This window comes from Thermus sp. NMX2.A1 (genome assembly GCF_000511705.1).
GTDB classification, from domain to species: Bacteria; Deinococcota; Deinococci; order Deinococcales; family Thermaceae; genus Thermus; species Thermus scotoductus.
In genome coordinates this window covers 1-11,744 of sequence record NZ_ATNI01000114.1, presented here as the reverse complement: position 1 = coordinate 11,744, position 11,744 = coordinate 1, and the positions used below count along the sequence as shown (strand labels likewise).

The 11,744-nt window shown below is 65.1% G+C and carries 10 protein-coding genes; 6 read left to right on the top strand and 4 right to left on the bottom strand.

The window, feature by feature from the left end; genetic code table 11:
* From TNMX_RS11430 to TNMX_RS11410, 5 genes are all read left to right on the top strand, one after another.
* The coding region (locus tag TNMX_RS11430; RefSeq protein ID WP_156919466.1) for an integrase core domain-containing protein at positions 1-405 on the top strand (405 nt) is incomplete at its 5' end.
* Positions 406-442: 37 nt separating this feature from the next.
* Positions 443-1,426 carry a TAXI family TRAP transporter solute-binding subunit gene (locus tag TNMX_RS11425; protein ID WP_038032386.1) on the top strand — a complete coding sequence of 328 codons (984 nt, stop codon included), beginning with the start codon at positions 443-445 and terminating at the stop codon, positions 1,424-1,426.
* A gap of 61 nt (positions 1,427-1,487) precedes the next feature.
* Positions 1,488-3,602, top strand: coding sequence for a TRAP transporter fused permease subunit (locus TNMX_RS11420; RefSeq protein ID WP_052037993.1), 2,115 nt, complete (start codon positions 1,488-1,490; stop codon positions 3,600-3,602).
* A 29-nt stretch (positions 3,603-3,631) separates the two neighbouring features.
* Positions 3,632-4,609 carry a TAXI family TRAP transporter solute-binding subunit gene (locus TNMX_RS11415; RefSeq protein ID WP_038032383.1) on the top strand — a complete coding sequence of 326 codons (978 nt, stop codon included), beginning with the start codon at positions 3,632-3,634 and terminating at the stop codon, positions 4,607-4,609.
* 4 nt (positions 4,610-4,613) lie between these two features.
* Entirely contained in the window at positions 4,614-5,036 is a 423-nt protein-coding gene (locus tag TNMX_RS11410; RefSeq protein WP_156919465.1) for a hypothetical protein, read from the top strand.
* On the opposite strand, the gene TNMX_RS11405 is transcribed toward TNMX_RS11410, so the two are convergent.
* Complete coding sequence (locus TNMX_RS11405; protein ID WP_038032376.1) at positions 5,033-6,250, bottom strand: S1C family serine protease; 1,218 nt, start codon at positions 6,248-6,250, stop codon at positions 5,033-5,035. The genes TNMX_RS11410 and TNMX_RS11405 overlap by 4 nt on opposite strands.
* 46 nt (positions 6,251-6,296) lie before the next feature.
* Positions 6,297-7,154, bottom strand: coding sequence for a formyltetrahydrofolate deformylase (purU, locus tag TNMX_RS11400; RefSeq protein ID WP_038032374.1), 858 nt, complete (start codon positions 7,152-7,154; stop codon positions 6,297-6,299).
* A gap of 18 nt (positions 7,155-7,172) precedes the next feature.
* Here purU and rraA point away from each other — a divergent pair, with 18 nt between their 5' ends.
* On the top strand, positions 7,173-7,667 hold the full coding sequence (rraA, locus tag TNMX_RS11395; RefSeq protein WP_038032373.1) for a ribonuclease E activity regulator RraA: 495 nt from the start codon (positions 7,173-7,175) through the stop codon (positions 7,665-7,667).
* On the opposite strand, the gene TNMX_RS11390 is transcribed toward rraA, so the two are convergent.
* Complete coding sequence (locus tag TNMX_RS11390) at positions 7,561-9,237, bottom strand: ATP-binding protein (RefSeq protein ID WP_038032371.1); 1,677 nt, start codon at positions 9,235-9,237, stop codon at positions 7,561-7,563. The genes rraA and TNMX_RS11390 overlap by 107 nt on opposite strands.
* Entirely contained in the window at positions 9,234-11,669 is a 2,436-nt protein-coding gene (gene mutS / locus TNMX_RS11385) for a DNA mismatch repair protein MutS (RefSeq protein WP_172640124.1), read from the bottom strand. Before mutS ends, TNMX_RS11390 begins: the two co-directional genes overlap by 4 nt.
* Positions 11,670-11,744: the final 75 nt, after the last annotated feature.

Sequence of the window (11,744 nt, the reverse complement as noted above, 5' to 3'; positions counted from 1 at the left end):
GGGAAGTTTCTATCCCGACTGGTGGCCCAGGCGCCTTTCCCCATCCGAGCGGTGCAGGTGGATGGGGGTAGCGAGTTCATGGCGGAGTTTGAGATGGCGTGCCAAGGCCTGGGCATCGCTCTTTTTGTGCTGCCTCCCCGGAGTCCTAGGCTTAACGGGCACGTGGAGCGGCTGCAACGGACTTTTAGGGATGAGTTTTACACCCGACCTTTGCCCACGAGGGTTAGCGAGCTACAGGTGGAGCTTAATGCCTACCTGGACTACTACAACCGCAGGAGACCCCACATGGCCCTGGGTGGCCTTGCCCCCCTGGAGTTCTTGGCTAAGATACGGGAGGGGTCGGTTCCCCAAGCTGTCTCAAATGTGCTGGCCGAATACATCACCTTGACAGGTACCCAAGGGTAGGGTAGGTTAGGAGCGCAAAAGTATACGGGAGGCGACCATGAAGCGAGCCCTTATCCTCATCGGTCTGGTAGCCCTAAGCCTTGGCCTGGCGCAGAAGCCCAAGGTGGTGATAGGTACCGGGAGTACCGGAGGCGTATTCTTCTACTACGGCACCGCCGTGGCCGACATCCTCAACAAGGCCGGGGCGGTGGAGGCCCAGCCGGTGCAGACCGGTGGCTCCTATGACAACCTGCAGCTCCTGCGGGACCGAACCTCGGGCAACACCTACTACTGCGCCCTCACCACCACCGACTCCGCCTACCTGGCCTACACCGGGGAGGAGCCTCGCTTTAAGGACAAGCCAGCCAAAAACCAGCGGGTCCTCTTCTACATGTACCCCTCCTTCATCCACCTGGTGACCACGGAAAAGACCGGCATCAAGGTGGTGCAGGACCTGAAGGGCAAGCGGGTCTCCACGGGCCAGCCCGGCTCCAGCACCGAGAACCTCGCCCTTCTGGTGCTGCAGGGGGCCGGGATAAAGCCGGAAACCTTCGCCAAGCGGGAGCGCCTGCCGGTGGCAGAAGGAGCCAAGGCCCTGGCCGAGGGCACCCTGGACGCCTTCTTCTGGGTGGGGGGCGTGCCCACCAGCTCCATCGTGGAGCTCTCCCAGACCCTCGCCCGCAAAGGGGACCGCATCTACCTGGTGCCCATCGACCCCAAGAGCACCACCGCCCAGGTGGTCATGAAGAGGTTCCCGGGCCTGGTGGATCCCTACAAGGTGCCCAAGAACGTCTATAACACCCGCACCGACGTGCCGGGGCTGGCCACCGGCAACATCGTGGTCTGCCCGGACACCCTGCCCGCAGAGGCCGGCTATGCCATCATGAAGGCCGTCTTCGAGAACCTGGATACCCTCCGCACCGCCGTGGCCGCCGCCAAGGACACCAGCCTCGAGGCCACCGCCAGGCTTTACGGGAAGCTCCCCATCCCCTTCCACCCGGGAGCCGAGCGGTACCTGAAGGAGAAAGGCCTCGTCAAGTAAGCCATGCCTTAGCCCGGGTGCCCTGGAACCCTCCAGGCCCCGGGCTTTTTTGGAGGAAACCATGGAGCTAGAACATCCCAAGACTCCATCCACCCCTCTGGCCCGGCTGACCCACTGGATCCTAATCCTGGGAGCTCTTTACAGCCTGTATCTGGTCCTTCATCCCTTCACCCCCTTGGCCAAGGCCGAGATCCCCATCCTGGACATCGTCCAGCTTCAGCGAAGCACCCACGTCCTCTTTCTCCTTCTTGGGGGGTATCTCGTTTCCTTCTACCTCCCAAGGAAGCGCACCCTAGGGGCCTGGGTGTACTTCGCCTTCACCTTGATCCCCCTCTACAACTTCCTCTTTCCCAGCGTGCCCGGGGTAAACCTGCCGTGGGAGGCCAAGGCGGTGGGCCTCCTGTACTGGGGGGTGGCAGCCCTGCCTGCAATCCTCCCGCGCTTAAAACCGCCTGCCGACCTTCTAGCGGTTCTCCTGGCCCTCTTCCCCACCCTCTACCAGCTCCGCTTCTTTGAGGAGCTGGTCTACCGGGCGGTGCTTCCCGAGCCTTGGGACATGGCCATGTCCTTCGGGCTCATCATGCTGGTCCTGGGCCTGGTCTACCGCCTTCTGGGTCCGGTGATGCCTGTATTGGTCCTCTTCTTCTTCAGCTACAACCTCTATGCTGACCTCTTCCCCGGGGCCTTCAGGGGAAACCGCCAGGGAATAGACCTCCTACTGGGCAAAACCTTCAACGAAACCGAGGCCGGCATCTACGGGCTCATCACCGGGGTCTCCGCCAAGTACCTGGTCTACTTCACCTTGCTTTCCGGCATGATCGGGGCCTTGGGCCTGGGGAAGGTGGTGGCCAACCTGGCCTTAGCCCTGGTGGGCAAGCATCCCGCCACCCCTGGACGGGTTACCGGCCTGGCCAGCGTGTTCATGGGAATGTTTTCCGGCTCCGGGGCCGCGGACACCCAGTTTGTGGCCGCCCTCACCAAGCCCCTTTACGAAAGGGCCAACTACGATCGCCTGGTGGCGGCAGGCCTGGTGGCCACCGCGGGCACCATTGCCCTCACCACCCCCCCGGTCATGGGCTCCATCGCCTTCATCATGGTGGAAATCCTACAGATCTCCTACCTGAAGGTGATCATCATGGCCCTGGGGCCGGCCTTGCTTTACCTAACCGCCGTTTTGGCCTTCAACGAGTTCTACTCCCGAAAGGCGGGCCTGCCCCCCGTGGGAGCGGAGCTGGGCATGAGCCGAAGGGCCTATATCCTTCGCTATAGCACCCTCTTTTTGCCGATCCTCCTCATCATCGCCATGCTCTACATGGGCTACGAGGTGCGCACCGCCGCCAGCCTGGCCCTCCTCTTCTTCATCCTCCTCACTTATCTGGACCCCACCCTGAGGCCTAAGAACCTGGCTCCCATCTTCCAGGGGCTTTCCGAGGGCTTCCGCACCCTGCTCCCCATCGGCACAGCCGTGACCGCCGCCAACCTCATCTTCGCCATGATGGTGATTAGCGGCCTTCCCTCCAAGTTCAGCCAGCTTCTCCAGCAGGTATCGGGGGAAAGCCTCCTCCTCGCCACCCTCATCACCGCCATCTTCAGCCTGATCCTGGGCATGGGGGTGCCCCCCACCGCCACCTACGTGCTCACCTCGGCCCTCACCGCCCCGGCCATCATCGCCCTGGCCAAGCAAAACGGCATCCCCGACTCCGCCGCCATCCTCGCCACCCACATGTTCCTCTTCTACTATGCGGTCCTGGCCGATGTAACCCCGCCCGTGGCCCTTTCCGCCTACGCCGCAGCCAGCGTCTTCGGCACCAACCCCCTGGTCACCGGGGTCTATGCCGCCCGGGTAGCCCTCGCCAAATACCTGGTAGGCTTTTTCTTCCTGCTCTCCTACTCGGGCACCGCCCTCCTCATCGTGCCCGTGTTGGAGAACTCCCCTCCCGGCGAGGCCTGGGGCATGATCCTGGAGCGCTTCTTCTCCGTGGCCATCGGCATCGTCTACCTTTCCGCCTCCGCCGCGGGGTATACCCGCAGGCCCCTGGCGCGCTGGGAAGCCTGGGCTTTGGGCATCCTTGCGGTTTTCCTCTTCGCGCCCTACGGACCCCTGAACCTGGCAGCCTTCCTGCTCGGGCTTCCCTTCTTCCGCAAAGGGTTGACGGGAGCGCGCGGGAAGCCTTAGGGTAAGGCCGAAGGAAAGGAGGTAAGGCTATGAAGAGAGCCCTGTTGATCCTCTTGGCCTTGGCGGGTTTGGGTCTTGCCCAGAAGCCCAAGGTGGTGATCGCCACCGGGGGTGTGGGGGGGGTGTACTTCTACTACGGCACCACCCTGGCGGAGATCTGGAGCAAAGCCGGGGTAGCCGAGGCCCAGGCCATCCAGACCGCGGCTTCCATTGACAACCTGCTCCTTTTGGAAAACCGCACAGGCGGGGGCACCTACTACTGCGGCACCGTGTTGCCCGATTCCGCCTATTTGGCCTACACCGGCCAGCACGATCGCTTTAAGGAGAAACCCGCCAAAAGCGTGCGCATCCTCTTCGCCATGTACCCCAACTTCCTGCACATCGTCACCCGGGAGGGAACGGGCATCCGGGTGGTGCAGGATCTGAAGGGGAAGCGGGTGTCCACCGGGGCTCCGGGCTCGGGCACGGAGGTGGAGGCCTTGCTGGTCCTGCAGGCCGCCGGGATCTCCCCCAAGGACTTCGCCAAGCAGGAGCGCCTGGGGGCCCAGGAAAGCGCCAACGCCTTAGCCGAGGGCAACATCGATGCCTTCTTCTGGTCGGGAGGCCTCCCCACCGGGGCCATCACCGAGCTTTCCGCCGCCCTGGCCCGGAAGGGGCAGAGGATCCACCTGGTGCCCTTGGATCCCAAGAGCACCGTGGTGCAGACCTTCCAGAAGCGCTTCCCCGGCCTCGCCGGCCCTGGGGTGATCCCCAAGGCGGTCTACGGAACCCGGAGCGACACCCCCACCCTCATCTTCTGGAACCTCTTCGTCTGCCCGCAAAGCCTGCCGGAGGAGGCCGCCTACGCCCTCACCAAGGCCACCTTTGAGAACCTGGCCACCCTGCGCCAGGCGGTGGCCGCCGCCCGGGACACCACCTTGGAAAACGCCGTCCGCTTGGTGGGGGGCACCATCCCCTACCACGAGGGGGCCCTGCGCTACTTCCGGGAAGCCGGGGCCCTGAAGTAGGCCGGTGAAACCCGCTATTTTCCGCAACAAGCTGGCCCAGCTCCCTAGGAGCTGGGCCTTTTGGCTGACCCTGGTCCTTCTCGGCCTGGTCCGGGTGGTGGTGGTGGAGGACGGACAGCAAAAGCGGTATCTCTTCCTGAGCGCCTGGGAGCAGGGACGGGTGGAGTTCGTCAACTCGGTGACGGGGAAGCCCGTCCTCTTGGAGTTCCGCCCCTTCTTCCGCTTCCAGGACTTCCAGGCCTACACCGATCCCGAGACCGAGGCCTACTACACGGGCGGGGTCTACCCCTGGAACCAGGCCCTCGCCCAGGAGCGGAAGCGGGAGCTCGCCTACTGCTCCGAGCTGGGCCTGGCCCTAGGGCTTGGGGGGCGCTGGTTCCGAACCCAGGGGGGGTGCCTGCGCCTCCGCCTCCTCTTTCCCCCCTAGCGCAGCACCTGGGGCACCACCCGGAGGGTGAGGGTCTTCCCCTGGCGCCAGACCTCGAGGACCACTGCCTCTCCCGGCTTCTTGCCGTAGAGAACCTGGCGGAGCTGGGCGATGGAGGAAAGAGGCACCCCGTCGGCCTTGAGGAGCACATCCCCATCCACCCCCACCTGCAAGGCCTCGCCCGTGGGAAGTTGGATGTAGGCAAAGCGGCTTGGAGCCCTTAAGCCCGCCCGGGCAGCGGGGCTATTCCTCTCCACCTCCTGCACCATGAGGCCGGAGGCGGGAAGCCCGTACTGCTGGCGAAGCCTCTCCGGGTAGATGGAAAGGGGGATGAGGGACACGCCAAGCCGGGGACGGCTCCTGACGATCTCCTCCGCGGTCAGGGTCTTCCCCGCCTTCAGCTCGGGCAGGTACTGCTTCACCAGGTTGATGGGCAGGGCAAACCCCACCCCGGAGAACTGGGCGGCCCCGAACTGGCCCGTGGGGGCGAAGATGGCGGTGTTGATGCCGATCACCTCCCCGCGGGAGTTGAGGAGGGGCCCGCCGGAGTTGCCAGGGTTGATGGCGGCATCCGTCTGGATCACCTGGGGCACCAGACCCGACTCGTCCCCGATGGCCCCGGGGTTTTCCCGGATGGCGGAGACGATCCCCTGGGTCACAGTGAACTCCAACCCAAAGGGGTTCCCCATGGCGATGGCCTTCTGCCCCACCCTTATGCGGTCGGAATCCCCCAGGACCAGGGGCACCAGCCTTTCCTTGGGCGCCTCCACCTTGAGGAGAGCCAGATCCAAAGGCGGGGCCGCCCCCACCAGGCGGGCCTGGTACTCCTTGGGGTCGTTGTGGAACTTCACGGTGATGCGGCTGGCTCCCTCCACCACGTGGTAGTTGGTGAGGATGTACCCCTCCTTGTCGATGACGAAGCCCGAGCCCGTGCCCTTCTGTGGGGGCATTTGCAAAAATGGAGCAAAAAACTCAAATCCGGGGGGAAGCTGGACATTTTGAGGACGGGTCACCACCCCCACGTAGACCACCCCGTCCCCGTACTTCTCCACGATCTCCACGGTGTTGCGCTCGTACTCCAGAAGCCCTGCCTCGGCAGGTGCGGAAACAGGCTGGGAGCGCTGGGTCTGGCCGTTGCTCAACCCCCACCAGAGCACGGCCCCCGCCATCAGGGAAAGCACCAGAAAACCCACAAAGGAACGGGCTAGGTTCATACACCACCTCCCGAACTTACCTTACGCTTTCCCGGTTAGGCACCGATTAGACGAAGACCACGGTCTTGTTGCCGTGGACGAGGATGCGGTCCTCGAGGTGCCAGCGTACCGCCCGGGCCAGGACCGTGCGCTCCAGCTCCTGCCCAAGCCGCCGCATCTCCGCCACCGTGTGGCGGTGGGATACCCGCACCACGTCCTGCTCGATGATGGGCCCTTGGTCCAGCTCCTCGGTGACGTAATGGGCGGTGGCCCCGATGAGCTTCACCCCCCGCTCGTGGGCCTGGCGGTAGGGGTCGGCCCCGGCAAAGGCCGGCAGGAAGGAATGGTGGATGTTGATGATGCGCATGGGGTAGCGGGCCACGAAACCGGGGGAGAGGATCTGCATGTAGCGGGCCAGGACCACAAGCTCCACCCTCTCCTCCTCCAGAAGGGCCAGGATCCTCTCCTCCGCCTCCTCTTTCCTTCCCTTCTCCACCGGCACGTGGTGGTAGGGTATACCGAAGCGCTCCACCTCCTCCTGGTGGTGAGGGTGGTTGGAGATCACCATCCGGAGGTCCATGGAAAGCTCCCCCACCCTATAGCGCCAGAGGAGCTCCAAAAGGGCGTGGGCCGGCTTGGAGACTAAAATGGCCACCCGCTTTTTTTCCGAGGCATAGGTCAGGCGCCACTCCATCTGAAAGCGGCTTGCCACCACGTCCTGGAAGGCCCTTTCCAGGGCAGGGCGGGAAAGGTCCAGGTGGGGGGTGGTGAAGGCCAGGCGCATGAAAAAGGTTCCCCCTTCGGGATCGGTGGAATATTGCTGCAAATCGGTGATGTTGGCCCCATGGGCGTACAGGAACCCGGAAACCGCGGCCACGATCCCGGGCCGGTCCGGGCAGGTGATGAGGAGCCGCGCCTCTTCCATAGGCGCTACTATATCCCCATGGACTGGCGGACCACCGACCTATCGGACGCCCATCCCGAGGCGGAAACCCTGCCCATGGTCTTCAGGAGCTTCGGCGGCAAGACCCGCTTCCAAGGGCGGGTGCGCACCCTGAAGGTCTTCCAGGACAACGCCCTAGTGCGAAGGGTGCTGGAGGAGGAAGGCGGAGGCCAGGTGCTGGTGGTGGACGGGGGAGGCTCCCTGAAGACCGCCCTTTTGGGGGGCAACCTGGCCCGGCTGGCCTGGGAGCGGGGCTGGGCCGGGGTGGTGATCCACGGGGCCGTGCGGGATACCGGGGAGCTCAAGGAAGTGCCCATCGGCATCCTGGCCCTGGCGGCCACTCCCAGGAAAAGCGCCAAGGAGGGCCTGGGAGAGGTGGACGTACCCCTTAACCTCCCCTGGGCCAGGGTTCTTCCGGGAGACCTTCTTCTGGCCGACGAGGACGGGATTCTTCTCCTGCCCTCGCCCCAGAGCGGCGGCCAAAGCGCCGGATGAGGTCCTCCTCCTTAAGGGCCAGCAGGGTGGGCCGGCCGTGAGGGCAGACCCAGGGGGTTTGGCACTGGAGGAGGGCGTCCAGGAGGGCCTGGCCCTCGGTCCGGGACAGGGGGTGCCCTGCCTTCACCGCCGGCAGGCAGGCCAGGCGGGCCAGAAGCTCCGTGAGGCTTTTCCCCTCTCCCCTCAGGGCCTCGCGGAAGATCTCCGGAAGGAGGAGGGGATAGGGATGGAGGAAGGAAGGGGCCGCCAGGAGCCTGACCCTGCCTGGACCAAAGGCCTCGAGGGCAAAGAGGGAAGCCAAAACCTCCTTCCTCTCCGGCAAAAGGCTTTCCTCGAGGGGGGAAAGCTCCACCAAAACCGGATAGGGCAGGGCCTTCAGGCCCTCCTCCTTAAGGCGCCTCAGAAATTCCTCGTAGATCACCCGTTCGTGGGCAGCGTGCTGGTCCACCACGTAAAGGGTGTCCCCTGCCTCCGCCAGAAGGTAACTCTCCCTAAACTGCCCCAGGTAGCGCAAGCGGGGAAGCCCCGAGGGCGTGGGCGGGCTTAAGGGCATGAGGGGCCTGGGTTCGGGGAGGCTACGGGCCAGGTTATGCCTTTGGAAGGCCTCCCTCAGACCTTCCTCCACAAAGGCCTCCGCCTCCTCCAAGACCGCCACCTCCTCCTTCCTGGCATCCAGCCGCAACCGGAAGGCCTCGAGGGGCAGGGTGAGGTTCAGGACGCCCACGGGGAAATGCCCCTCGGGAAGAAGCTCCCGGTAAGCCCGGCGCACGGTCTTCAGCAAACCCTCCGGCCAGGCCACGGGGCGGCCGTTGATGGCCAGGAAGAGAAGGTCGGGCCGCGTGCGGGAGGCCTGGGGTCCGGAAAGCAAGCCCTGAAGCCGCATGCCCCCGGCTTCCCGCTCCACGGGCAAGAGCCTTTCCGCCAGGACCCGGCCAAAGGCCAGCCGGGCTGCTTCCTTAAGCCCCGCACCCGGGAAGAGGAGCCGGGCCTCCCCCTCTGCGAAAAAGGCCAGGGAAAGCCAGGGATAATGGAGGAGATAGCGCCTTAACAGTTCCGCCACCTCCCGCTCCGAGCCTTCCCCTTCCCACCCCACCACCTCCACCCGGGTCCCCGGGGGGGCCGCCACCTCCCTAACCTCCACCCGCTCCCCCCGGGCCAGAAGAAGCCCCCCGCCCACCTGAAAGCGAGGCCGGGAGCGGATCCTGAGAAGGGCGGCCTGCCTTAGGGCGTAAAGGGCCTGGCCCCGAAAGCCCAAGGCGGTGATCCTCCCGGGGTCCAGAAGCTTGCTGGTGGCGAAGGGTTCCACCGCCAAGGGAAGCTCGGCCAAGGGGATTCCCTGGCCATCGTCCTCCACCACGATCCTCCAGGTGTTTCCCTCCGGGAAAGCACGCCAGGTGTTTCCCTCCGGGAAAGCACGCTCCCGTCCCCCGCCGTAAAGCTCCACCCGCACCCTCTTGGCCCCTGCGTCCAGGGCGTTTTCCAAAAGCTCCCGCACCACGTCTCTGAGGGAAAAGAGCACCTCGCCCCGGGCCAGGAGCCCCCGGAGCTCCTCAGGAAGCGGGCGGATCACCCCTTTATGGTATCCAGGGGAGCCCCCAGGGCCAAGGCCTTGAGCTCATGCAGGAGGCAGAGGGCCTCGAGGGGGGTCAGGCGGTCGGGGTCCAGGGCGAGGAGCCTTTCCAGCACCGCCTCCGCCACCCCCTCCCTGCGGGCGGTGAGGACCTGGAGGAGGGATTTGGCCCGTTCCACCACCTCCTTGGGAAGCCCCGCCATCCTGGCCACCTCCACCCCGTAGCTCTTGGAGGCCGGGCCGGGCAGCACCTGGTGGTAGAAGGTCAGGCCTCCTTCCTCCTCCTTGGCGGCCACGTGCAGGTTTTTGAGCCGGGAGAGGGGCAGGGCGGTCAGCTCAAAGTAGTGGGTGGCGAAAAGGGTGTAGCACCGCCTTTCGTGAAGGGCCTCGGCCACGGCGGTGGCGATGGCCACCCCGTCCAAGGAGCTCGTCCCCCTTCCCACCTCGTCCAGGAGGACCAGGCTTCTCTCCGTGGCTTCCTTGAGGATCAGGGCCACCTCCTCCATTTCCACCATGAAGGTGCTCCGCCCCCCTGCCAGGTCATCGGAGGCCCCGATCCGGGTAAGGATCCGGTCGAAGAGGGGGAGGATGGCCTCCTCTGCGGGCACAAAGCTTCCAATCTGGGCGAGAAGGGCCATCAAGGCTGTCTGCCGAAGGTAGGTGCTCTTCCCCGCCATGTTGGGCCCGGTGACCAAGACGAGCTCGTGGGCCATCTCCAGGTCGTTGGGGACAAAGCTGGTGCGCCGCTCCACCACCGGGTGGCGCCCCCCGCGGATCTGAAGCCGATCGCCAAAACGGGGCCTCACGTAGCCGTAGCGCACCGCCACCTCCGCCAAGGCGGCATAGACGTCCAGCTCCGCCAGGACCCTGGCCGCCTCCCTGAGGGCCTCCGCCTCCTTCCTGGCCTTCTCCCTGAGCTCCAAAAAGACCTCCTCCTCCCGGCGGCGGATCTGGGCCTCGAGGCGGTAGAGCTCCCTTTCCCTCTCCTTGATCTCCGGCAGGGTGTAGCGCTGCCGATCCTTCAGGGTCTGGATGGCCTTGTACTCCGGGGGAACCCTTTCGTAGTAGGGTCGGGTAACCTCCAGGTAGTAGCCAAAGACGGCGTTATAGCCCACCTTCAAGGTAGGGATGCCGGTTCTGGCCTTCTCCCGCTCCTCCAGCTCCAGGAAATAGGCCACCCCCTCCCGGTGGGCCTGCCGCAGGGCATCCAGATGAGGATCATAGCCCTGGCGGATCAGCCCTCCCTCGGAGAGCTTGAGGGGCAGTTCCTCCTCCAAGGCCGCCCTCAACTCCTCCAGAAGGGAACCCAGGTCGGGAAGGACCACCTCTTCCCCCAAGAGGGCCCGGAGCTCGGGCAGGATCTCCAGGCTCCGGCGCAAGGAGCCCAGGTCCCGCGGGGATGCCCGCCCCATCTCCAGCCGGGTGGCCAGCCTTTCCAGGTCCGCCAGGCGGAAGAGGAGCCGCCTCACCCCTTCCCGCAGGGCCCCTTCCCTTACAAAGCGCTCTACCCGGTCCAGCCTGGCCTCCAAAGGACCCGCCTCCAGCAAGGGATGGCGGAGCCAGCTTTGCAACAACCTGCGGCCAAAAGCGGTGCGGGTTTCGTCCAGAACGCCGAAGAGGGTGTCCTGGCCCCGGATGGGCTCGAAGACCTCGAGGGCCCTCAAGGTGGCCTCGGGCAGGTGCATGAAGGCCCCGGGGTCGTAGGGGCGGAAGGGCCTGGGGCTGAACCCCTCTCCTTGGGTCCAGCGGGCATACCAAAGGAGCGCCCCCTGGACCCGGCGCAAGGCCAAGGGCCCCTCCCCTACCGGTTCAAAGGGAGCTTCCGAAAGCATAACGGGGAAGCGCTTCTGGAATTCTTCTACAAACTCCGGGTTTTCCCTGAGCTCCGGGGCCAGAAGCACCTCGGCGGGCCGGTGGCGGAATAGCTCGTCGTAGAGGGCGCTTTTGCTCTTAAGCAAGGTGCCCTTGAACTCCCCGGTGGACACGTCCAGAAAGGCCACCCCGAAACCATCCCCGGTGGCGATGGCCGCCAGGTAGTTGGCTTCCTTGGAAAGAAGGGTTTCCTGCACCAGGGTGCCGGGGGTGAGGAGCTGGGTTACCTCCCGCCGCACCAGGCCCTCGGCCTCTTCTGCGGGCTCCACCTGGTCCGCCACCGCCAACCGGAAACCCATTTTCAAAAGCCTTTCCGCATAGGCGTCAAAGGCCCTTAGGGGAATCCCCGCCATGGGGGTGGTGAAGTCCTTGCTGGACTTGTGGGTAAGCACCAATCCCAAAGCCCGGGCCAGCCTTTCCGCGTCCTCCCCGAAGCACTCGTAGAAGTCCCCCACCTGGAAGAGGAGGAGGTAGTCGGGGTAGCGGTCCCTGAGCTCCACGTACTGCTGCAGGAGAGGGGGAAGGGGACCCGGGCCTTCACCCTTGAGCATGGGACTCATCATAACCCCGGTATACCCCTGCATAAGCGTTTCCCCGTGCCCCCATCAGCAACAAGCTAAACGAAGCCTTACCCT

Bases quoted from the DNA above. Each gene is read 5' to 3' on its own strand.
- TNMX_RS11425 (WP_038032386.1), top strand. From the start codon at position 443: ATGAAGCGAGCCCTTATCCTCATCGGTCTGGTAGCCCTAAGCCTTGGC.
- TNMX_RS11420 (WP_052037993.1), top strand. From the start codon at position 1,488: ATGGAGCTAGAACATCCCAAGACTCCATCCACCCCTCTGGCCCGGCTG.
- TNMX_RS11415 (WP_038032383.1), top strand. From the start codon at position 3,632: ATGAAGAGAGCCCTGTTGATCCTCTTGGCCTTGGCGGGTTTGGGTCTT.
- TNMX_RS11405 (WP_038032376.1), bottom strand. From the start codon at position 6,250: ATGAACCTAGCCCGTTCCTTTGTGGGTTTTCTGGTGCTTTCCCTGATG.
- purU (WP_038032374.1), bottom strand. From the start codon at position 7,154: ATGGAAGAGGCGCGGCTCCTCATCACCTGCCCGGACCGGCCCGGGATC.
- rraA (WP_038032373.1), top strand. From the start codon at position 7,173: ATGGACTGGCGGACCACCGACCTATCGGACGCCCATCCCGAGGCGGAA.
- mutS (WP_172640124.1), bottom strand. From the start codon at position 11,669: ATGAGTCCCATGCTCAAGGGTGAAGGCCCGGGTCCCCTTCCCCCTCTC.